22 protein-coding genes are annotated in these 21,296 nt (G+C 62.2%); 14 read left to right on the top strand and 8 right to left on the bottom strand.

All coding sequences use genetic code 11. The annotated features are described in order from the left end of the window. Positions 1 to 163: 163 nt before the first annotated feature. Entirely contained in the window at positions 164 to 2,035 is a 1,872-nt protein-coding gene (locus G7009_RS09595) for a SurA N-terminal domain-containing protein (protein ID WP_181129764.1), read from the top strand. A 55-nt stretch (positions 2,036 to 2,090) separates the two neighbouring features. On the opposite strand, the gene G7009_RS09590 is transcribed toward G7009_RS09595, so the two are convergent. Next, a complete protein-coding gene (locus G7009_RS09590; protein WP_181129763.1) occupies positions 2,091 to 3,131 on the bottom strand; it encodes a patatin-like phospholipase family protein in 1,041 nt (346 codons plus the stop codon). Positions 3,132 to 3,284: 153 nt separating this feature from the next. Here G7009_RS09590 and G7009_RS09585 point away from each other — a divergent pair, with 153 nt between their 5' ends. The 3 genes from G7009_RS09585 to G7009_RS09575 all read left to right on the top strand — a co-directional run bounded on the left by G7009_RS09585 (position 3,285) and on the right by G7009_RS09575 (position 5,227). Further along, positions 3,285 to 3,563 carry a hypothetical protein gene (locus G7009_RS09585; protein WP_181129762.1) on the top strand — a complete coding sequence of 93 codons (279 nt, stop codon included), beginning with the start codon at positions 3,285 to 3,287 and terminating at the stop codon, positions 3,561 to 3,563. Between the two features lie 14 nt (positions 3,564 to 3,577). Continuing rightward, entirely contained in the window at positions 3,578 to 4,345 is a 768-nt protein-coding gene (locus G7009_RS09580; protein WP_181129761.1) for a CHAD domain-containing protein, read from the top strand. Between the two features lie 84 nt (positions 4,346 to 4,429). Next, positions 4,430 to 5,227 carry an acyl-CoA thioesterase gene (locus G7009_RS09575; protein ID WP_181129760.1) on the top strand — a complete coding sequence of 266 codons (798 nt, stop codon included), beginning with the start codon at positions 4,430 to 4,432 and terminating at the stop codon, positions 5,225 to 5,227. On the opposite strand, the gene G7009_RS09570 is transcribed toward G7009_RS09575, so the two are convergent. The 3 genes from G7009_RS09570 to G7009_RS09560 all read right to left on the bottom strand — a co-directional run bounded on the left by G7009_RS09570 (position 5,224) and on the right by G7009_RS09560 (position 8,042). Then, positions 5,224 to 5,592, bottom strand: coding sequence for an Mpo1-like protein (locus G7009_RS09570; protein ID WP_181129759.1), 369 nt, complete (start codon positions 5,590 to 5,592; stop codon positions 5,224 to 5,226). The two genes, G7009_RS09575 and G7009_RS09570, sit on opposite strands and share 4 nt — an antisense overlap. 76 nt (positions 5,593 to 5,668) lie before the next feature. Further along, complete coding sequence (locus G7009_RS09565) at positions 5,669 to 7,147, bottom strand: methyl-accepting chemotaxis protein (RefSeq protein WP_181129758.1); 1,479 nt, start codon at positions 7,145 to 7,147, stop codon at positions 5,669 to 5,671. 88 nt (positions 7,148 to 7,235) lie between these two features. Beyond that, complete coding sequence (locus G7009_RS09560) at positions 7,236 to 8,042, bottom strand: TatD family hydrolase (RefSeq protein ID WP_181129757.1); 807 nt, start codon at positions 8,040 to 8,042, stop codon at positions 7,236 to 7,238. A gap of 155 nt (positions 8,043 to 8,197) precedes the next feature. On the opposite strand from G7009_RS09560, the gene G7009_RS09555 reads away from it, so the two are divergent. From G7009_RS09555 to greB, 3 genes are all read left to right on the top strand, one after another. Then, a complete protein-coding gene (locus G7009_RS09555; protein WP_181129756.1) occupies positions 8,198 to 9,592 on the top strand; it encodes an MltF family protein in 1,395 nt (464 codons plus the stop codon). 203 nt (positions 9,593 to 9,795) lie between these two features. Continuing rightward, a complete protein-coding gene (locus G7009_RS09550) occupies positions 9,796 to 10,104 on the top strand; it encodes a hypothetical protein (RefSeq protein ID WP_181129755.1) in 309 nt (102 codons plus the stop codon). 86 nt (positions 10,105 to 10,190) lie between these two features. Further along, positions 10,191 to 10,664, top strand: a complete 474-nt coding sequence (gene greB, locus G7009_RS09545; protein ID WP_181129754.1) for a transcription elongation factor GreB — start codon at positions 10,191 to 10,193, stop codon at positions 10,662 to 10,664. 6 nt (positions 10,665 to 10,670) lie between these two features. On the opposite strand, the gene G7009_RS09540 is transcribed toward greB, so the two are convergent. Both G7009_RS09540 and G7009_RS09535 read right to left on the bottom strand, forming a co-directional pair. After that, on the bottom strand, positions 10,671 to 13,178 hold the full coding sequence (locus G7009_RS09540; RefSeq protein WP_181129753.1) for an ABC transporter permease: 2,508 nt from the start codon (positions 13,176 to 13,178) through the stop codon (positions 10,671 to 10,673). After that, on the bottom strand, positions 13,178 to 13,861 hold the full coding sequence (locus G7009_RS09535) for an ABC transporter ATP-binding protein (RefSeq protein ID WP_181129752.1): 684 nt from the start codon (positions 13,859 to 13,861) through the stop codon (positions 13,178 to 13,180). The genes G7009_RS09540 and G7009_RS09535 overlap by 1 nt, the downstream gene beginning before the upstream one ends. A 10-nt stretch (positions 13,862 to 13,871) precedes the next feature. On the opposite strand from G7009_RS09535, the gene G7009_RS09530 reads away from it, so the two are divergent. The 3 genes from G7009_RS09530 to G7009_RS09520 all read left to right on the top strand — a co-directional run bounded on the left by G7009_RS09530 (position 13,872) and on the right by G7009_RS09520 (position 15,899). After that, entirely contained in the window at positions 13,872 to 14,477 is a 606-nt protein-coding gene (locus G7009_RS09530) for an arylesterase (RefSeq protein WP_181129751.1), read from the top strand. Between the two features lie 56 nt (positions 14,478 to 14,533). After that, complete coding sequence (locus G7009_RS09525) at positions 14,534 to 14,815, top strand: hypothetical protein (RefSeq protein WP_181129750.1); 282 nt, start codon at positions 14,534 to 14,536, stop codon at positions 14,813 to 14,815. 106 nt (positions 14,816 to 14,921) lie between these two features. After that, positions 14,922 to 15,899, top strand: coding sequence for a L,D-transpeptidase family protein (locus G7009_RS09520; RefSeq protein ID WP_181129749.1), 978 nt, complete (start codon positions 14,922 to 14,924; stop codon positions 15,897 to 15,899). Positions 15,900 to 16,023: 124 nt separating this feature from the next. On the opposite strand, the gene G7009_RS09515 is transcribed toward G7009_RS09520, so the two are convergent. Further along, positions 16,024 to 16,275: an Lpp/OprI family alanine-zipper lipoprotein gene (locus G7009_RS09515; RefSeq protein ID WP_181129748.1), complete on the bottom strand. Its 252-nt coding sequence runs from the start codon at positions 16,273 to 16,275 to the stop codon at positions 16,024 to 16,026. Positions 16,276 to 16,769: 494 nt separating this feature from the next. Between G7009_RS09515 and G7009_RS09510 the strand changes: the two genes are divergently transcribed. Further along, complete coding sequence (locus G7009_RS09510; protein WP_084854752.1) at positions 16,770 to 17,051, top strand: GNAT family N-acetyltransferase; 282 nt, start codon at positions 16,770 to 16,772, stop codon at positions 17,049 to 17,051. 83 nt (positions 17,052 to 17,134) lie between these two features. Here G7009_RS09510 and G7009_RS09505 read toward each other — a convergent pair whose 3' ends face one another. After that, positions 17,135 to 18,211: a 3-deoxy-7-phosphoheptulonate synthase gene (locus G7009_RS09505; protein ID WP_181129747.1), complete on the bottom strand. Its 1,077-nt coding sequence runs from the start codon at positions 18,209 to 18,211 to the stop codon at positions 17,135 to 17,137. Positions 18,212 to 18,532: 321 nt separating this feature from the next. Here G7009_RS09505 and G7009_RS09500 point away from each other — a divergent pair, with 321 nt between their 5' ends. The 3 genes from G7009_RS09500 (at position 18,533) to cysB (ending at position 21,181) form a co-directional block, all read left to right on the top strand. Next, complete coding sequence (locus G7009_RS09500) at positions 18,533 to 19,480, top strand: putative 2-dehydropantoate 2-reductase (protein ID WP_181129746.1); 948 nt, start codon at positions 18,533 to 18,535, stop codon at positions 19,478 to 19,480. A gap of 104 nt (positions 19,481 to 19,584) precedes the next feature. After that, positions 19,585 to 20,082, top strand: coding sequence for a universal stress protein (locus G7009_RS09495; protein WP_181129745.1), 498 nt, complete (start codon positions 19,585 to 19,587; stop codon positions 20,080 to 20,082). 124 nt (positions 20,083 to 20,206) lie between these two features. Beyond that, positions 20,207 to 21,181 (top strand): HTH-type transcriptional regulator CysB, encoded by a 975-nt coding sequence (gene cysB / locus G7009_RS09490; protein ID WP_181129744.1) that lies wholly within the window; start codon positions 20,207 to 20,209, stop codon positions 21,179 to 21,181. Positions 21,182 to 21,296: the final 115 nt, after the last annotated feature.

Genomic DNA, 21,296 nt, shown 5'->3' with positions numbered 1-21,296 from the left:
CTGGTATCGCCAGGCCGGACAGCGTGCGGCAAGGCCGCGAACGTTACCGCCTTTGCCCGCTCGCTACGAAAAGGCGCATCTTCGGATGCGCCTTTCTTCTATCAGGATTCTACCCACGCTCCGCGGTTGTCGACGCAGTGGTACGACCGTTTCTGGGGGACGCATGCTGCAGAATATCAGGGACAATTCACAGGGTTGGATTGCCAAGACCATCATCGGCCTTATCGTCGTCTTGATGGCATTGACTGGCTTCGATGCCATTTTCCAGGCCACCAACCATAGCCAGGACGCCGCCAAGGTAAACGGCCAGACCATCAGCCAGAACGAGCTGAGCCAAGCCGTCGACATGCAGCGCCGCCAGTTGTTGCAACAACTGGGCAAGGATTTCGATCCGGCGATGCTCGACGAGAAAATGCTGCGTGAAGCGGCATTGAAGGGCCTTATCGATCGCAAATTGCTGTTGCAGGGTGCCGAGGATGCCAAGTTCTCGTTCTCCGAGGCCGCGCTGGATCAATTGATCCTGCAGACGCCCGAGTTTCAGGTCGACGGCAAGTTCAGCGCCGACCGCTTCGACCAGGTCATTCGCCAGATGGGCTACGGCCGCTTGCAGTTCCGCGAGATGCTCGCCCAGGAAATGCTCATCGGCCAACTGCGCACCGGCCTGGCCGGCAGCAGCTTCGTGACCGATCAACAGGTCGAGGCGTTCGCCCGACTGGAAAAGCAGACTCGTGACTTCGCCTCCCTGACGTTCAAGGCCGATCCTTCGTCGGTCAAGGTCGGCGACGACGAGATCAAGGCCCATTACGACCAGCACGCCAAGGAATTCATGACCCCCGATCAGGTGGTCATCGATTATATCGAGCTGAAAAAGTCGGCCTATTTCGATCAGGTCAACGTCAGCGACGACCAGCTCAAGGCGTTGTACGAGAAGGAAATCGCCAACCTGGCCGAGCAGCGCCATGCCGCGCATATCCTTGTTGAGGTCAATGACAAGGTTAGCGACGAGCAGGCCAAGGCCCGCATCGAGGAGATCCAGCAGCGTCTGGCCAAGGGTGAAGACTTTGCCGCGTTGGCCAAGGAGTTCTCCCAGGATCCAGGATCGGCCAGCAATGGCGGTGATCTCGGCTTCGCTGGTCAGGGCGTTTATGACCCTGCCTTCGAAGACGCGTTGTACAGCCTGAATCAGGATCAGGTATCGGCACCGGTGAAGACCGAGTTCGGTTATCACCTGATCAAGCTGCTCGGGGTGGAAGCGCCAGAGGTGCCGACCTTCGCCAGCCTGAAGGAGAAACTGAGTCGGGAATTGAAGACCCAGCAGGTCGAACAGCGCTTCGTCGAAGTGACCAAACAGCTTGAGGATTCCGCGTTCGAGGCGTCTGACCTGGCCCAGCCGGCCCAAGAGCTTGGCCTGAAGGCGCAGACTTCCGCACCTTTCGGTCGTGAAGGCGGCGAAGGCATTACTGCCAATCGTGCAGTGATCCAGGCCGCGTTCAGTGAGGAGGTTCTGGACGAAGGCTCCAACAGCACTGCCATCGAGCTCGATCCGGAAACCGTGGTTGTGCTGCGTGCGAAGGAACATCGCAAGCCAGAGCAGTTGCCTCTGGAGTCGGTAGCCGAAAGCATCCGTGGCCAGTTGGCCAAGGAAAAGGCCACCGCCGAGCTGAAGACCAAGGCCGACAAGCTGATTGCTGGCCTGGGTGACGGCTCCATCGCCGAAAACGCCGCGCACGACGGTCAAACCTGGAAGCTTCAGGAAGCCGTTACCCGCGCCCAGGAAGGGATCGACCCTGCCGAGTTGCAAGCGGTCTTCCGCCTGAGCAAGCCGCAAGCCAAGGACAAGCCGGCATACGGCAGTGTCGTATTGGGCGATGGCAGTCTGGTGGTCCTGCAGCTCAAGGGTGTCAACGAAGGGGCAGCCGCCACAGACGAGGAAAAGCAGCAGATTCGCCGTTACCTCGCCTCGCGCGCCGGCCAGCAGGACTTCGCGGCCTACCGCAAGCAGTTGGAAGCCAGCGCGGATATCACACGCTACTGATTCCGTGTCGTATCAACCGAAAAGGCCGCTCATGCGGCCTTTTTGGTTTCAGGGATCAACGTCGTTCGTTTTCATAGGTGTCCAACGTGTCGCGAGCGATTTCCCGACCCAGGGCGATGAGCTCGGGTGCCTTGTAGAACTCGAAGAAGCGGCACACGCGCTTTGGCACGTTGATCAGTATGTCGGGTGGATAGCCGGCGATCTTGTACTGTGCCAGTGACGTCTGCATGACTTCGAAACTCTGGTTGATCAAGTCGAGCAGCGAGGCAGGGCCAACGTTGTTGATGATGAACGAGCCCGTCGCGGACTTGGGCGCCGCGGTGTCTTCAGGCGTCGCTGCCGACTGCCCGGCCTTGGGATCTGCCGGATCGACCAGCCATGGGTTGGGAATGGCGAGCTTTTCGGCGACGATCTCCTGTTCGATGCGAATCAACTTTTCGGCGGGTTTGCGCCGGAAGGGCAGGTGCGAACCCAGCGAGCTGATCAGGCTGTCAAAGCGCATCCTGAATGCCGCCGGCCGTTCGATCACCGGTAACTGGTAGTGTTTCTGGTTGGTAGCGTTGAGGTTGACCGCGATGATCAGATCGCAGTGGCTGGAGACCACCGGGATGATCGGCAGAGGGTTGAGAATGCCACCGTCCACGAGCATGCGGTTGCCTTGCACCACGGGTGTGAACAGGCTGGGTATGGCCGCAGAGGCACGCATCGCCTGGTGCAGACAGCCCTCCTGGAACCATATTTCCTGCTGATTCGTGAGATCGGTGGCGACCGCCGTGTAGGGGATGCGCAGTTGCTCGATGTTGAGCTCGCCAACGATCTTGCGAATATGTCCGAATACCTTCTCGCCGCGGATCGCACCCAGGCGAAAGCTGACATCCACCAGGCGCAGTACGTCCAGATAGTCCAGGCTCTCGATCCATTTGCGGTAGTCATCCAGCTTGCCCGCCGCGTAGATCCCGCCGACGACGGCGCCCATCGAGCAGCCTGCGATGCAGGCGATCTCGTAGCCGCGGCGCTCGATTTCCTCGATCACTCCAATGTGGGCGTAGCCACGCGCACCCCCTGAACCCAGCACCAATGCGACACGCTTGCTCATTCTGTTTCCCCGCATCAGTACTCGAGAGTCCTACAATGCGCGCAATGCGCCTGATGCATCAATCCCAGTTCCCCTCGGCTGTCCCTGGAAACGGCACTTTCCCTTGAGTCTACCGTCGAACAGCCGTACACCCCCTTTCTTGAGGATCAAACGATGAAAGCCTGGATCTGCCTTCCCTTGATTGTCCTGGCCCTTGCTGGCTGCGCGGGCAAGACGGCTTATCGTGACAGCTGCGCCACTCAGCTGGATGCAGCCTGGAAGGAACTCGACCTGGCCAAGGCCGAAGGCTTCGCCGGCACCGTGAGTTATTCCAAGGCCCTGTCGTTGCTGACGGGCGCCAAGACCCAGCAGCAGTTCGAAGCGTTCGAAGGCTGCACGCACAAGGCTGACAAGGCCCGTTTCTATATCCGTGAATCCCGCGCCGGACGCTGAGAAAGGAGATCGGCATGTCTTCCATGCTAGACCACGTGGTATCCCAGATCCTCTCGCTACAGGTGCGTCTGCTGGCTTGCCGGTCGCGCCTTGCCGAAGATACCGACAGCGAAGCGCTACACGACCTGCGCACGAGCCTGCGTCGCCTGCGCAGCCTGCTTCGGCCTTTACGCGGCCTGCCGAGTGTGGATCAGCTCGAGGACGCCGCCAGAGCCTTGGGAGCGCTCACTACGCCCTTGCGCGATCAGGAAGTGCTCGCGGGCGAGCTGATTTCTCGCAACTACCTGCAGGCGGGGCAGCGACGGCTGGCCGATCGCGCGCGCGCATTCACGGAAGTCGCCACCAGCGATGAGCTCAAGCGGATAGTGATCATCATCGATGCGGCTCCGCAGTTCCTGCGTGCCGCCGAGCGCGAGGGGCTGGTGCGCGGGCTGGGCAAGCGCATCGACAAGCGCTTGGGCAAGCAGTGGCGCAAGCTGGAGGAGGCCCTGAAGGATCCCGCGCACGACCGCCATCGGCTCCGATTGCTGATCAAGCGGGTTCGCTATGGGGATGAAGCCTATCCGCAGCTCGATCATGCGGGTAAGACACTGCGCCGCCTGCTGAAGAAGGCTCAAGGCGATCTGGGTGATTGGCATGACCGTTTGCAATGGCTGTTGCAGGCACGCGAGCAAGTGGATCTGGCACCCTGCAAGGCCGTTTGGGAGCAAGAACTCGAAGCGGCGGAGCAGCAGGCAGATGTCACTCTGAAGCGCCTGCAGAAAGCGTTGTCACGTCGATGATCGCTGCAAATGGCGCTTATGCGGCCTGCCTGGCGGACGAGGGTGCTATAGCATCGTGACTTTCCTCCACGCATTGAGGGTGATATGAATTTCAATGCATTGCTGGATGCCGTCCGGCGTCAGCCCGAGGCGGTGAGCGTGTCCGCCACCTGGACTCAGGGGCGGGCGATCTTCGGTGGATTGATGGCGGCGCTGCTCTATGAAGCCATGCGCGAGCAGGTGCAGACAGACCGGCCGGTTCGCTCATTGGCCATCACCTTTGTCGGCCCGGCCGCGGCGGATACCCCTATCGCTTTCGAGGTCGAAGTGCTGCGAGAGGGCAAGGCCGTGAGTACGCTGCTCGGACGTGCCCTGCAGAATGGCCAGGTGGTGACGCTGATGCAGGGTAGCTTCGGCAGTGGTCGCGCCTCGCTGGTCGAAGTGCCGGCCTTGCCGCCGGTGGATCTGCCTGCGCTCGATCAGTCCGGACCGGAATTGCCCTACGTCAAGGGCGTTACACCGGAGTTCATCCGTCATGTCGGGTTGCGCTGGGCTGTCGGCGGCATGCCGTTCAGCAACAGCAGCGCTCGACGCATGGGTGGGTGGGTGCATTTGCGTGATGCAATGGATGAGCCCCTTGACGAAGCCCATCTCATCGCCTTGGTGGATAGCTGGCCATCGACCCTGATGTCATACCTCAGGCAACCGGCGGCGGGCAGTACATTGACCTGGACGCTCGACTTCATCCAACCTCTGGGGCATCGCTCTGCATCGGCATGGTATCAATACTGCGCCCAGACCGAACATGCCCATGCGGGCTATGGGCAGGCGTCGGCTGGCTTGTGGGCGGATGATGGAACCCTGCTGGCGCTCAGCCGACAGACGGTGACGGTGTTCGCCTAGGGCCGATGCTTGTGGCGTTGCCGCCATGCTCGCCACCAGGCACCGCTCAAGACGAACCTCGGAAAGGTGATGAACTGCTCGGTCAACAGGCGCTTGATGGCATCCTGACGATTGGCGAAGGCTTCAGGCTGCTCGGCCTCCAGGCGATGACCATGGCGCTGTAGACCAAGACCCGCAATCAATGCGATCACGCCAACGGCGATCTGACTGAGATCAAGTCCGAAGAGCCCGGAAAGCACCAGCAGCGAACCTAGGATGAACAGCGGCACCGCTATCAGATGCAGCACCAGGTTGGCCGGATGGCGATGATTATCCGGATAGCCACGCCATTGCCAGGCGGGCAGGTTGGGATGGCGTTTGCTCATGGACGTGTTCCTCGGGGTCATGTCCAAAGCTTAGTGCCGCTCGCGACACTCGGCCAATGCAGCATTTCTATGAAAATCATAGCGTGAGCTGGCCTACGGCCTTGTTCAGCTCGCCCGCCAGGGTCGCCAGTTCGATGCTGGTCGCCGCCGAGCCGACCGTCTGTTGCACGGTCTGCTCGGTGACATCGCGAATGCTCACCACGGCACGATTCATTTCTTCGGCTACCTGGCTCTGCTGCTGGGCTGCCACAGCGATTTGAGTATTGCTCTCCCGCATCCGGGCAACGGCATGGGTGATCTGTGCCAGAGCCTGGCCTGCTTCACGTGCCTGACTGACGCAGCCATCGGCCTTGAGCGAGCTTTCCTGCATGAACTCGACGGCGTCGCGGGTACCGCCCTGCAATGCGCAGACCATGGTAGTGATTTCATCGGTAGAGGCCTGCACGCGCTTGGCAAGGTTGCGGACTTCGTCCGCGACGACGGCGAAGCCCCGTCCCAGGTCACCCGCGCGGGCGGCCTCGATCGCGGCGTTCAGAGCCAGCAGGTTGGTCTGTTCGGCAATGCTATGGATCACGCCCACCACACCGTTGATCTTCTGACTGTCCTCGGCCAGTTGTCGAATCATTTCGGCGGTCTGCTGTACGCCGCTGGAAAGGCCGAGGATCGAGTCCTGGACGCGACCGACCACATCCTGACCACTGCCTGCGAGATGGTCGGCGGTTTGCGACAAGTCGCGCGTGGCCTCGGCATGCTGGGCGATATGGTGGACGGTGGCAGACATCTGGTTGATCGCGGTAGCAGCCTGGTCGGTCTCGCTCTGTTGCCCCAGCATGCCCTGGCGTACTTCGTCCATGCTCGCGGCCAAGCGCCCGGCGCCAGCGTCGAGCTGCGCTGCGGTATGGGCCACGGTGCTGACCACGCGGTGATAGGTGGACTGCATGGCGTTGAATGCCCCAGCCATTTGACCCACTTCGTCACCACAGGCGAGGGGCACCCGGGCAGATAGGTCGCCGGTTTTCTCGACGTGCAGCATGACGTCCTTGAGGGTATCGAGCTGGCTGAGCAGGAAGCGGATCAGCAACTGCGAGGCGCCGAGCATGGCCAGCATCAGAATCAGCACGCAAATGGCGTAATGGCTGAAGCGATCGAGCAGGACCTGGCGCAGGCTTGGCGAATGGGCGAGGACCGCGACCCGCTGATCGCCGCGCTCGAACACTTGGGCCCCCGTGAGAGGATCATCGGCCATGATCGAGACGGTTTCGAACTCGATCCAGCCCTGACCATCGCGCAAGTTGTCGATGGGGCCGCCGTCCAGAGACGGCGCCTGACCGACGTTCCAGGCGATAACGTATTCCCGCGAGGGAAGGGGCTGCCCCGCGGGCCACTCGGCTAGCAACCGTGCCTGTGCCTGGGCATTAGCGCGGGCGGTTTCGGCGCGTGCCTGCTGTTCCAGGTGCACGGCATACAGCACCAGCAGTAGAGTGGTGACAAAGGCCACGGCGTTGACGGCCCAGAACTTGTATTTCAAGGAAACATTGCTAAGCCAGGCACCCATGGCAGGTCTTCTCTGAGTGGCGCGGGGAACATTGCGGGCAAGGTGCCATCATTGTGCCGAGCCTGGCTGCAGCCGTTTTTGACGCAGGTCAAGAAATCTCCGGCAGGTCGAAGAAGCGGCGCGCCGCCGCCGTCGTATGCGTGCTGGTCTGTTGCACGGTTTCACCTCGGTGCTGCGCCACTTCTCGCAGCACTTCACCCAGGTAGGCCGGCTCGTTGCGCCCGCTCTTGGGTCGTGGCCGCAGACTGCGAGGCAGCAGGTACGGTGCATCGCTTTCAAGCATCAGGCGGCCCGCCGGGATATTACCGACCAAAGGATGCAGGTGGGTGCCACGACGCTCGTCGCAGATCCATCCGGTAATGCCGATATGCAGGTCCAGGTCGAGGTAGGCGAACAGCGCCTCGCGCTCGCCGGTGAAGCAGTGCACCACGGCCGCGGGCAGATGGTCGCGATAGTCCTTGAGGATCTCCAGCAGTCGATCACTGGCATCGCGTTCGTGCAGGAAGACCGGCATGCGCATCTGCACGGCCAGCGCGAGCTGCGCCTCCAGGGCGCGTTCCTGGAGCGGGCGAGGCGAGAAGTCACGGTTGAAATCCAGCCCGCATTCACCCACTGCCCTGACCCGAGGGTGCTCGAGCAGCGCGCGCAGGTGCCGCGTGCTGTCGGTATTCCAGGCGCTTGCTTCATGGGGATGCACGCCCGCCGTGCAGAACAGTGACCGACCGTCCTCATCCAGGCGTTCGGCCAGGGCAAGCGATTGCTCGCTGACCGCCAGGCTGGTGCCTGTCAGCACCATCTGCACCACGCCGGCTGCGTTGGCACGCTCGACGATCGGTGCCTCTTTGCCATGGAAACTGCTGTTGGTCAGGTTGACGCCGATATCGATGAGTTGCATGGTGCTACCTCGTGCCGCGGGTCGGCCAGCATAGCAAAAACCCGGAAGCCAGGGAGAAACCCAAGAACTTCAGGCTGTTGCCGTGGTCTTTTGCCATCAAGTGACATCGACGCCGCCCTCGCGAGCGTCTGCCGATGCCCGGGACGCTCCGCCTTATGCCGCGAATGCTGCTGACAATTGTGCTGATGCTTGGCCTGCTCGTTTCCGGGCCGGTCAGCGCGCGTCTGGCGGGCCCGCAACAGAATGTACCCAGCACTCAGGTTCGTGATCTGGCGCAGATTCGCAGCAGCAAGGTCCTGCGCGTGCTGGTCAATCAGAGCCGCAACAGCTCGGGCGAGGTGAAAGGCGAGCCGATCGGGGTGGAGTATCACCGCATGAAAGCCCTCGAGCATTACCTGAACGCGCGAATGCCCGAGGGGCGAACGATGCGGATAAAGATCATTCCCCGGGCCAAGGATCAATTGCTGGGCGCCTTGCAGCGTGGCGAAGGCGATATCGCCGCCCCCGGAGAACTGCTCGACCTGGGTACGTCGCGTGGCCTGAAGGCCAGCGCCCCGGTGCTGGACCAGGTGTCTCTGCAGTTGGTGGGGCGCAAGGGCGGGCGCAGCATCAGCCGGGTCGAGCAGTTGGCAGGAAGGACCATCGTCCTGACGCCAGCCAGCGCTGCCGGCAGCGCCCTGCACGAGATCAATCGGAAATTGGCCTTGCGAAAACTGGCGCCGATCAAGATCGAATGGGTCGACCCCAGCCTCGCCGTGGAAGATGTGCTGGAAATGGTCCAGGCCGGTATCTACCCGCTGACGGTCGTCGAGCAGCCCATTGCTCGTCGCTGGGCGCGGGTGATGCCACGCCTGCGCCTGGATACCCGTCTGCACCTGACGACACCGGAGGCCGTGCGCTGGTACGTGCGTCGAGACGCCACGATGCTGCTGGCCACGGTCGACCGTTTCCTGCAGGGCTACCGGGCCCCGGCGAACCAGGATGCCGCCTTCGAGCGCATCTATCGGCGCCTGTACCGCGTGCACAATCCGTTGGCGCGGCGAGACCGCCAGCGCCTGGCCTCGGTGCGCGCCGTGCTGCGTAAGCATGCCGCGGCCCAACAGATGGACTGGCTCAATCTCGCCGCGTTGGCGTTCAAGGAGTCCACGCTCAACCCCGCGGCGCGTGGCTCCGGGGGCGCTCATGGATTGATGCAGATCACGCCATCGGCCGCCCGCCGTGTCGGGATCAAGAACATCTCCACGGTCGACGGCAACGTCCAGGCCAGTGCGCGCTACCTGGCGCTGATCCGCCGCAAGTTCTTCGCCAGCCCCAAGCTCAACGAGCGCCAACGCATGGCGTTCGTCCTGGCGGCCTACAACCTGGGGCCGGAGCGGGTCCAGGCCATGCGTGCCGAAGCGCGGCGCCGGGGATTGAACGGCGACCAGTGGTTCTTCCAGACCGAACGTATCGCCATGGAGCAAGTGGGCATGGGTCCGGTCAGCTTCGTCAACAGCGTCAACAAGTACTTCCTCGCCTTCAATCGCGAACGGGCTTCGCTTGAGCGCTGACACTGGCCACGGCACCGGTCACGCCCCCATGTGCGGCTTGTAACTTGTCTCTCGAGGCTCTAGGATACTGTCTGCGCCGATTTAAACAGCTACTTGCGGGGCGCGGGAAAAGCCCCTTGGCCTATCCGAAATACCGCTAAAGCGCTGGTTCGGTGACGCCTCCCACCGCTGCCCAGCGGGATTTGGAGGCGGAGATAAGCGTCATGAGTTGCCCACGTACCAGCGTCTGCCTGAGCCCCTTGCTTGCCGACCAGGCCACCCGAACGCCGCGCATCCTGCTCGGCGGCCAGCATCAACCCACTCTGCTTCGTCATCTCGATGGTCTCTCGCGCCGCAAGGGGCAGGCCCGCGCGTTCCTGATCCAGTTCATCGAGAGCGGTGACGATCTTGGCCGGTACGGCAACGACCGGTTCGACCTGGCGGTGATCCAGGCGCCTGTAGGCGACGATGCCGCCCGGGTGATCGGCCAGTTGACGCGGATCGCTCGACAGGGCCTCATCACGCGGCGGTGAGCCGCGGATAGCCATCCTCGCATTTTCGCCAGGCTTTCCCCTCGATAGGCCTGCGGGCCGCCGTTGATGGATTTAGGAGACAGCGCTTGAGCACCAACATCATCACGACTGAAGGTCACGAAGCTCTGAAGAAGGAGCTGGATCATCTGTGGCGAGTCTACCGTCCCGAGATTACCCAGAAAGTGACCTGGGCCGCTTCGCTGGGCGACCGTAGCGAGAATGCCGACTACCAGTACAACAAGAAACTGTTGCGTGAAATCGATCGGCGTGTGCGTTACCTGCGCAAGCGTCTCGAGGATGTGAAAATCGTTGCCTACTCACCGCAACAGGAAGGCAGGGTGTTCTTCGGTGCCTGGGTCGAGATCGAGAACGACGAGGGCGAGCTGAAGACATTCCGCATCGTCGGTTACGACGAAATCTACGGGCGCAACGATTACATCTCCATCGACTCGCCCATGGCCCGCGCCCTGCTCAAGAAAGAGCAGGGCGACGAGGTGGTCGTACAGACGCCGACAGGCGAGGCCACCTGGTACGTGAACAGCATCGCTTATCCCGGATAGCCTGGGTCAGCCGTCGCGCAGTACCGCCAGCGGGCTGGCATTGAGCGCCCTGCGCGTGCCATAGACACCTGCCCCCGCCACCAGCAGGGCACCGGCCAGTGGCAGAATCAGCAGCCAGGGGTGGGGGCTCCAGGGGAGGTCAAAGGCATAGCGGTACAGGACCAGGGTGACCAGCTCGCAGCCGAGCGCGGCCAGCAGGCCGCTGGCGGCGCCCAGCAGGCCGAACTCTATGCGTCGCGCCTTGACCAGCAGCGGGCGACCGGCCCCCAGTGCGCGTAACAAGGCACCTTGGCGAATGCGTTCGTCCAGCGTCGCCTGCAGCCCGGCGAACAGCACCGCCAGGCCCGCCGCCAGCACGAACAGCAGCACGTATTCGACCGCCACGGTGACCTGGGCCAGGATGCTGCGCAACTGGGCCAGGAGCGCATCCACCTGGAGGATGGTCACCGCGGGGAAGGCGCGGGACAGGTTGACCACGGCCTGATCGTTGCCGGCCGCGAGGTAGAAGCTGGTCAGATAAGTGGTGGGCAGGCCTTGCAAGGTGCCTGGCTGGAAGATCATGTAGAAGTTCGGCTGGAAGCTGTCCCAGTGAACGGTGCGTACACTGCTCACGCGTGCCTGGCGCTGTTGGCCGCCGATGTCGAAGGTGAGCTGGTCTCCCAGCTTCAGCTTCAGGCTGGCGGCAAGTTCGGCTTCCACCGAGACGCCCGGCAGATCTTCCTGCGTGGGTGTCGCTTGCCACCAGTTGCCCTCGACGATGGCGTTGCCCTGGGGCAGCTCGCCTGCCCAGGTCAGGCTGAGGTCGCGCTGCACGGCGCGATCACCGGTGGATTCCTTGGTGACGAGCTGGCGCACGGGTTCATCGTTGATCGCGGTCAGGCGTCCGGGGAGCACCGGGAACAGCGGGGCGGAGTGAGCGCTGATCTCATGCAGGCGCTGCATGAACGGGTCGCGGTCCGCGGGCAGAATGTTGAGGGCGAAGTGATTGGGGGCGTCTGCGGGCAATTGATCCTGCCAGTTGTCGAGCAGTTCGGCGCGCAGGAGCGCGACCAAGGCCATGGCGAACAGGATGAGCCCGAAGGCCAGGGCCTGGCCAGCGGCCGCCAATGGATGACGCAGCAGTTGTCCCAGGCCTAGTCGCCACGCCAGCGGAGCGCCCGCCAGCATCCTGCGCAAACTGCGCAGGCCGAGCAGGAGCAGGCCGCCCAGTACCAGCGCGGCCACCAGACCACCGCCGAGCAGGGCGAAGGTCAACAGCAAGTCGAGGCTCAGGCGCCACATGATCAGACCCAGGGCGAACAAGGCTGCGCCGTAGACCATCCAGCTGCTGGGTGGCACGGGCAGCAAGTCGCGACGCAGCACCCGCAGCGGCGGGACGCGGCCAAGCGCGGCCAGCGGCGGCAGGGCGAAACCCGCCAGCGCGACCAGACCTGTGCCTATCCCGGCGAGCGCTGGCGCGAGCCCGCCGGGGGGGACCACGCTGGGCATCAATCCGTGCAGCAGCCTGAACAGCCCAAGCTGTGCCAGCCAGCCCAGCATGGCGCCTGCGAGCGCCGCCACCAGGCCGAGCATCGCCAGCTGTAGGCAATACAAAGTCAGCGCCTGTCGTCGCGACAGGCCCAGGCAGCGGAGCAGGGCACTGGCATCGAGTCGACGCGCCGCATAGCGGCTGGCGGACAGGGCGACCGCCACACCGGCCAGCAGTACCGCGACCAGGCTGGCCATGTTCAGGTAACGCTCGGCCTTGGCCAGGGCGCCACCGACCTGGCGGTTACCGTCGCGGGTATCTCTTAGGCGCTGGTTTGCCGCAAGGTCCTTCTCGACCGACTGGCGATACTGCCCCAGTCGCTCGCTGTCACCTCGCCAGAGATCCCGGTAGGTGACCCGACTGCCGGGTTGGACCACGCCGGTGGCTTCCAGGTCGTCCAGGTTGATCAGCACACGAGGTGTCAGGCTGTAGAAATTGTTGGCGCGGTCCGGTTCGTAGGTCAGCACGCGGCTCATGCGCAGGCTCTTCATGCCTACGTCGATCGTGTCGCCGATCGACAACCCCAAGGCTGCCAGCAATCGCGGCTCGACCCAGGCTTCCCCCGGCGCGGGCCCGCCACCAGGCGTCTCGTCGGCGTAAGGCGCGCTGGCGCTGCGGATCTCTCCGCGCAAGGGATAGGCAGCGTCGACGGCCTTGATGGCGGACAGCTGGATGCCGGCGTCGGTGGCCACCACACTGGAAAACTCCACCACCCTGGCGTGGCGCAAGCCCAGGCCGGTGCCTGCATCGACCTGTTCGGCGCGCGCCGGTTCGCTGCCCTGAAGCACCAGGTCCGCACCGAGGAATTCGCTGGCGCGCAGTTGCATGGCGCCGTTGAGGCGGGCACCGAAATAGCCGATGGCGGTGCTGGCGGCCACCGCCACCAACAAGGCGAAGAACAGCACGCGCAGCTCGCTGGCGCGCAAGTCGCGCAGCAGCTGGCGCACGGCCAGGCTGCAGAGATGGGAGAAAGGCAGGCGCGTCATCAGGGCTCCAGGGGGGCGACCAGGCGGCCGGCGTCGAGACGGATGTGACGCTGGCAACGGTGGGCCAGGCGCTCGTCATGGGTGACCAGGACCAAAGTAGTCCCGCGCTCCTTGTTCAGCTCGAACAGCAGATCGCTGATGCGCTCGCCCGTGTGGCTGTCCAGGTTGCCGGTAGGCTCGTCGGCGAACAACACCGCCGGTTGCGCGGCAAAGGCGCGGGCGATTGCCACGCGTTGCTGCTCGCCACCGGAGAGCTGGCGGGGCGTATGGCTCAGGCGCTTGCCCAGGCCGACCCTTTCAAGCAGGCCGCGGGCATGTTCCCTGGCATCGCGACGGCCATGCAGCTCCAGGGGCAGCATGACGTTTTCCAGGGCGCTGAGGCTGTCGAGCAGCTGGAACGACTGGAACACGAACCCGACATGCTCGGCGCGTACGCGTGCACGCGCGTCCTCGTCCAGAGGGCCTAGATCATTGCCGGCGAGGATGACATTGCCAGCGCTAGGGCGGTCGAGGCCCGCGAGCAGGCCGAGCAGCGTCGACTTGCCGGAGCCCGAGGCACCGACGATTGCAAGGCTGTCGCCTTGGGCCAGAGAAAGGGAAAGCGCGTGCAGGATGGTCAGGTCACCTTCCGCGCTGGGGACCACTTTGCTAAGGTTCTGCGCAACGAGAATACTGGGGCTCATGGAGAATCCGATGCGAATGTGGTGGTTGAGTGCCGGTCTGGTGATGTATTGCCTGGCCCAGAGCGCGGCGGCGGGTACATTGCTGGTCGTTGGAGATAGTATCAGTGCCGGTTTTGGCCTGGATACCCGCCAGGGGTGGGTTGCCTTGCTGCAAGAGCGCTTGCGCAAGGAGGGCTATGACGGTGAAGTGGTCAATGCGTCCATCAGTGGTGATACCAGCGCGGGCGGCCAGGCCCGGCTGCCCGCGCTGCTCGCGGCTCACAAGCCGACGCTGGTGGTGCTCGAGCTGGGTGGCAACGATGGCTTGCGTGGTCAGCCGCCGCAGCAATTGCAACAAAATCTTGCCTCGATGATCGATCTCTCGCGAGAGGCCGGCGCCCAGGTACTGCTCTTGGGCATGCGCCTGCCGCCGAACTATGGGGTACGTTACACCACTGCCTTCGCCAATGTCTTCGAACGACTGGCTGCGGAAAAACAGGTGCCACTGGTGCCGTTCTTCCTGGAGGGTGTCGGGGGAGTGCCCGCATTGATGCAGGCCGATGGCATTCATCCTGCGCGAGGTGCCCAGGCGCGCCTGCTGGAAAACGCCTGGCCGGCGATAAAACCCTTGCTGTGACGCTTTTATCGGAGGCGGGTTTCGGCTAATGTTGCGCCCCCGCCCTGGAGCCCCCGATGCCGCGTTCTGCCTGGTCCCTGTATGCCTATCAATTGATCGAGCCCGATGAGCAGCTCGACCTCTTCGCATGTCAGGAGGTCCGCGTCCATCTCGTGGCTCGCCAGCTCGAATTGGGGGGAGCGGCTGATCGGACTCTGTGCGGTGGATTGCTGCCCGCGCAGCCGCGTTGGTCGGGGGTGCCCACCACGATTTATCGCGACGGCCGCCTGTGCCCCCTGTGCCGGGCCATCCTCGACGCCCAGCGGCGTGGCACTCGTCCGGTCTGGCCGGAACTCTGAGTGCCTTTCATCATCTGAAAACTACCACAGCCCGAACGGTCCCCGCTGGTTTTGGCCGAGGGTGTACAATCGATTCTCTTGAATCACCTTTCGAAGGAATTACCGGATGTTGCAGCGCTTTCCCGCCGTCACTCGTTGCCTGTCTCTGGCAGCCCTGCTGGTAGCAGGTCACGCTGCGGCCCTGGAACTGCCCTTGCCAGCTCCTGGCGAAGACATCGTCGGGCAGGTGCAAGTCATCAAGGCCAAGTACGAAGATACCTTCGCGGACATCGGCACTGCCAATGATCTGGGCTATTCGGAAATGATCGCCGCGAACCCAGGCGTCGATCCGTGGTTGCCCGGCGCCGATACCGAGATCGTTCTGCCGACGCGCTTCATCCTGCCGCCAGGACCGCGCGAAGGCATCGTCATCAACCTGGCCGAATATCGTTTGTACTACTACCCCAAGGGCGAGGGCGTGGTGCATACCTACCCGCTGGGTATCGGCCGCGAAGGCTGGGGGTCGCCCATCGCCAATACCAAGATCACCGCCAAGACGCCCAACCCGACCTGGACGCCGCCTGCCTCGATCCGTGCCGAGCATGCCGCGGATGGCGACATCTTGCCAACGGTGGTCCCGGCGGGGCCCGATAACCCGTTGGGACCGTTCAAGTTTACCCTGGGTGTGCCGGGCTATCTGATCCATGGCTCGAACAAGAAGTTCGGCATCGGCATGCGGACCAGCCACGGCTGCTTCCGGATGTTCAACAACAATGTGCTGGAACTCTCGACCATGGTTCCGGTAGGCACTCCGGTGCGCATCATCAATGAGCCGTACAAGTTCGGCCTGAGCGCGGGTAAGGTCTATCTCGAGGCGCATACCCCATTGGATGATCAGGGTGATCCCTCTGTGGTGGACAAGCACACGGCAGTCATCAACGCATTGCTCAAGCGTGAGGACCTGGCCAATAACCTGCGCATGAACTGGGACATGGTTCGAGATGTGATTGCTGCCGAAGATGGCATGCCGGTCGAGATTGCTGTCCCGCTCAATAATGATGAAGCGCCGTCCATGGTCTCGAGCATCCCGCCCGAACTCCAGTAAGGCTGTCTCGTTACAAACAGAGCCTGCCCAGTGCAGGCTTTGTCGTATCTGGAGAGTGCCTCGAGAGGGCAATAAAAAAGCCGACCCACAAGTGGATCGGCTTCTTAACAATCCATGAGGATTATTACTTGCGGCTGGCTTTGTCCAGCATGCGCAGAGCGCGCTCGTTGGCTTCGTCAGCGGTCTGCTGAGCCTTCTGAGCGGCAGCCAGAGCGTCGTCAGCCTTACGGTAGGCTTCATCTGCACGGGCTTGGGCGCGAGCTGCTGCGTCTTCGGTTGCAGTCAGGCGAGCTTCGGTTTCTTTGGTAGCGCTGCTGCAACCGGTAGCCAGAACTGCGGCCAGGGCCAGAGCAGAGAATTTCAGAACGTTGTTCATCGTGTTCCCCTTCAAAGGACTTTCAATTAATAGCCATCTCTCGGAAAAGAGAAACTGGCCGCCGTACATAGTACCCATTACTTGTAGTAAGTAAACTGACTGAGCGCAAGAACGGTAAAAAAAATGATATTCCGGATGATGCCTGACTCGGTGTGTAGCGAAAGTGTGAGCTGGCCATAGCAAAGGCTAGTAGTCTGCAACTATTCGTTGAACTAAAAGTGACTCGAACGGTCTTGGAGCGTCATAGCCTTACAACATCATTCGGCGGCTATTCATGACAGATGGGTGAAGCCCGGTTCACGAACTGGACATTTTTACCTGTCTGCACCTTGAGCAATCCGGCATTGCGCGCCTACTATTCGAAGGTGCCTGGAAAGCGAAGAACATTTCGACGCTTCGCAATGTCCAAGGGCATGAGGTGGCGTAGAGGTCCCTCCGCCGGAAAACAATCGGTAAGAATAAAAGGTCTGCATAGAGACCTGCGAGGAGTAGAAATGAGCGAAGCGCTGACCATCCACCATGACCAGGCCGGTCATCAGTTCGAGACCAATGTGGACGGTCATCGTGCCTATCTGACCTACATGGACCTGGGCAAGCAGACGCTGGACATCTATCGCACCTTCGTGCCCAACGCACTGAGAGGGCGCGGGATTGCCGCGGCGCTGACCGAGAAGGCTCTGGAGTATGCCGAGCAGATGGGCTACACGGTCATCCCCTCGTGCTCTTACGTGGAGCGCTACATGGAGCGCCAGCAGCGTCACTCGAGCAAGGCCTGATCAGTCGGCCTGGCACTCTCCGCGCCCACGGGCGTCGCATATGAAAACGCCGGGCAGATGCCCGGCGTTCGCGTTCAGGTCACTCAGCCGCGCTGACGTCCAGGCAACACATCCTTGAGCTTGGCGCGCATGCTGCGCAGGGCTTTCTCGGTGGCGGCCCAGTCGATGCAGGCATCCGTCACCGACACACCATACTCGAGTTCGTCCAGGTTCTTCGGAATCGACTGGGCGCCCCAGTTGAGATGGCTCTCGACCATCAGGCCGATGATCGACTGGTTGCCTTCGAGGATCTGGTTGGCGACGTTCTCCATCACCAGCGGTTGCAGGGCCGGATCCTTGTTGGAGTTGGCGTGGCTGCAATCGACCATGATGTTGGGCTTGATCTTGGCCTTGGCCAGGTCCTGCTCGCACAGGGCGACGCTGACCGAGTCATAATTGGGCTTGCCATTGCCGCCACGCAGCACGACATGCCCATAGGCGTTGCCCTTGGTGGTGACGATCGACACGCCACCTTCCTGGTTGATACCCAGGAAACGGTGTGGCTTGGAAACCGACTGCAGCGCGTTGATCGCCACGGTCAGGCCGCCGTCGGTACCATTCTTGAAGCCGACCGCCGAGGAAAGGCCCGAAGCCATCTCGCGGTGGGTCTGCGACTCGGTGGTGCGCGCGCCGATGGCCGACCAGCTGATCAGGTCCTGCAGGTATTGCGGGGAAATCGGGTCGAGTGCTTCGGTCGCGGTGGGCAAGCCCATTTCCGACAGGTCCAGCAGCAACTTGCGGCCGATGTGCAAGCCGTCCTGGATCTTGAACGAGTCGTCCAGATACGGATCGTTGATCAGGCCCTTCCAGCCGACGGTCGTGCGCGGCTTCTCGAAATAGACGCGCATGACCAGGTAAAGGGTGTCGGAGACTTCCTCGGCCAGCGCCTTGAGGCGCTCGGCGTATTCGTGAGCGGCCTTGATGTCGTGGATCGAGCAGGGGCCGACTACCACGAACAGGCGATGATCCTTGCCGTCGAGGATGTTGCGGACCACTTCACGACCGGCAGTCACGGTCTGCAGGGCCTTGGCGCTGAGAGGGATTTCCTTCTTGAGCTGATCGGGAGTGATCAGGGTCTCGTTGGAGGCAACGTTTAGGTCGTCGATCGGTAAATCAGCCATCGTGTTACTCGTCAGGTCACGGGTGCCGGCCGCCTGCATTCCCCGTGCGGCCCAGCAGCTAGATTGTTCGCAGCGGGGAGCCGAACCTTAGCGCGTTACAGGAAGCGCCACAATGGGCACACCTTTGTCGTAGGGGCTTTTTGTAGCCAAGGCATCGCTCTGAGCTCTTCTCGTTTCCCGGTTGGCGAGATGGATGGCGAAGCTGGTGCAGGCAAGGGTTAACGTATGCTGCGGCCCCGTAGGTGTGCATAGGGTCGATGGCGAGGCGGCGTCCGGCAGCTGGAAACCGGCAAATCGACCGAATGACAAAGAGGAGAGGGCATGAGCGAACGCGATGTACGGATCGGAGTGATCGGCACCGGGGCCATCGGTGGGTTCTATGGGTTGATGCTGGCAAGGGCGGGCTTGGACGTGCACTTTCTGTTGCGCAGCGATTTCGAGGTCGTTCGCGAGCGGGGCCTGGAGGTCGATAGCGCCGCGCACGGACGCGTGCACATGCACGTGCAGGCGTACAAGGAAGTCGCCGACATGCCCGCTTGTGACTGGTTGCTGGTGGGTGCCAAGGCGACCAGCAACCTCGAACTGGGGCCCTTGATCGTCCAGGCGGCCGCGCCGGGCGCCAAGGTGGTGCTGCTGCAGAACGGCCTGGGCGTCGAAGAACAGTTGCGGCCGTTGTTGCGCCCGGACCTGCACCTGCTCGGTGGGTTGTGTTTCATCTGCGTCAATCGCCAGGCCCCCGGGCAGATACGTCATCAGGCCTTGGGCGCGGTCAATCTGGGTTACCACAGTGGCCCGGCGGGACAGGACAGCTTGCGTCTCGTCGAAGAGGGCGCGGCCCTGTTTCATGCCGCCGGGATCGACTCCCAGGCCATGGACGATCTGAACCAGGCACGCTGGCAGAAGCTGGTGTGGAACGTGCCCTATAACGGGCTGTCGGTACTGCTGCAGGCGAGCACCGCACCGCTGATGGCCGATGCGGACAGCCGTGCGCTTATCCAGGCGCTGATGGCCGAGGTGGTGCAGGGCGCTGAAGCCTGTGGTCAAGCATTGCCGACGGGTTATGCCGCGCACCTGTTTCGAGTGACCGAACAGATGCCCGATTACTGGCCAAGCATGCATTACGATCATGTCTTGCAACGTCCGCTGGAACTGCAGGCCATTTATGCCGAGCCGCTGGCGCGAGCGCGCCAGGCAGGTTGCCAATTGCCGCGCATGGAAGCGTTGTACCAGTCGTTGGCGTTTCTTGATCGACGCAACCACGACGCCTGAATCGTTGGAGCCAGGCAGCTTCAGCGCGCCAGACGGCCAGGCGGTCCTCCATGGCGCTGCTAAGCTGAAACATGCTCTGACACAGGGGCAGTCTAGGAGGTCGAATGATCCGTTCCATGCTGTATGCCACCGACCTCGGTGTCTACGCGCCTTTTGTAATGCAACACGCCTTGGCACTGGCTCGCACGTTCAGCGCCGAGTTGTATGTGATCCACGCGGTCGAACCCATGGGCCAGTTCGCCGAGTCTCTCCTGCAAAGCTATTTGGATGAGCAGACCCTGGACCAGCTGCATCGACAGGGTGTCAATACGGTACTGGCCAATATCGAGCAGAAAGTCCTCGAGAGCTTTCGTGAAGAACTGGGCGAGCAGGCGGACCTTGCCCTGATCAAGGCAGTAAGGGTGCGCCAGGGCGATCCGGCAAAAGTGATTCTCGAACAGGTTCAGCGACTGGATGTCGATCTGCTCATTTTCGGCAGCCACAGCCAGGGTGCAGGCGTGGACGTGCCTATCGGGCGCACGGCGGTACGTCTGCTGCAGCTTTCAGGGGTGCCGGTATACATGGTCCCGCTTTCACAGCATCTCGGACGCCGAAAAACCTGAACCGGCAGCGATACGGGGAGGGCCTTGGAATAACAAAATAGTTCTAGATTTATTCCCCAATCCACTAATATAGTTATAAACGTCGTCGCCAGCTGCCGGTGACACCGCGACCCGAGGGATTTCTATGAAGCTTCAACAACTGCGCTACATCTGGGAAGTGGCCCACCATGATCTCAATGTTTCCGCCACAGCGCAGAGTCTCTATACCTCGCAACCGGGTATCAGCAAGCAGATCCGTCTGTTGGAAGATGAACTGGGCGTGGAAGTCTTTGCCCGCAGCGGCAAGCATCTCACCCGCGTGACCCCGGCGGGCGAGCGCATCATCACCACGGCTGGCGAGATCCTGCGCAAGGTCGAAAGCATCAAGCAGATCGCCCAGGAATTCTCGAACGAGAAGAAGGGTACCCTTTCTATCGCCACTACCCACACCCAGGCACGTTATGCGCTGCCCCCGGTGATCAGTGGCTTCATCAAGCAGTATCCGGAAGTCGCCCTGCACATGCACCAGGGTTCGCCCATGCAGATCGCCGAGATGGCGGCCGACGGCACCGTGGATTTCGCTATTGCCACCGAGGCGCTGGAGTTGTTCGGCGACCTGATCATGATGCCTTGCTACAAATGGAATCGCTGCGTCGTGGTGCCCCAGGGCCATCCCCTGGCCAAGCTGCCGAAGCTGACGCTCGAAGCCGTCGCCGAGTACCCCATCGTCACTTACGTGTTCGGCTTCACGGGGCGCTCCAAGCTGGACGAGGCATTCAGTCACCGGGGCCTGACGCCCAAGGTCGTCTTTACCGCCGCAGATGCCGACGTGATCAAGACCTATGTTCGCCTGGGCCTGGGTGTGGGTATCGTTGCCGGCATGGCAGTCGATGCCAAGCTCGACAACGACCTGGTCGCTCTGGACGCCAGTGAGCTGTTCGAGCCGAGCATCACCAAGATCGGTTTCCGTCGCGGCACGTTCCTGCGTGGCTTCATGTGCGACTTCATCGAGAAGTTCGCGCCACATCTCACCCGCGAAGTGATGGCCAAGGCCATCCAATGCCATAACAAGCAAGAGCTCGAAGAGCTGTTCGCCGGCGTCGAGCTGCCTGTCCACTGACAGGCACGCACAATGAAAAAAACCGGCACGAGGCTAATGCCAGTCAGTTAAAGAGAAGTCATCAAACTTCGATGATGGAGCTGATGGTTCGGCTCGAACCATCAGTGCCGCTGCT

The organism is Pseudomonas capeferrum, assembly GCF_013523055.1.
GTDB lineage: Bacteria > Pseudomonadota > Gammaproteobacteria > Pseudomonadales > Pseudomonadaceae > Aquipseudomonas > Aquipseudomonas capeferrum_A.
The sequence above is the reverse complement of the archived record's forward strand: the minus strand, read 5'-3'. Positions and strand labels throughout refer to the sequence as shown.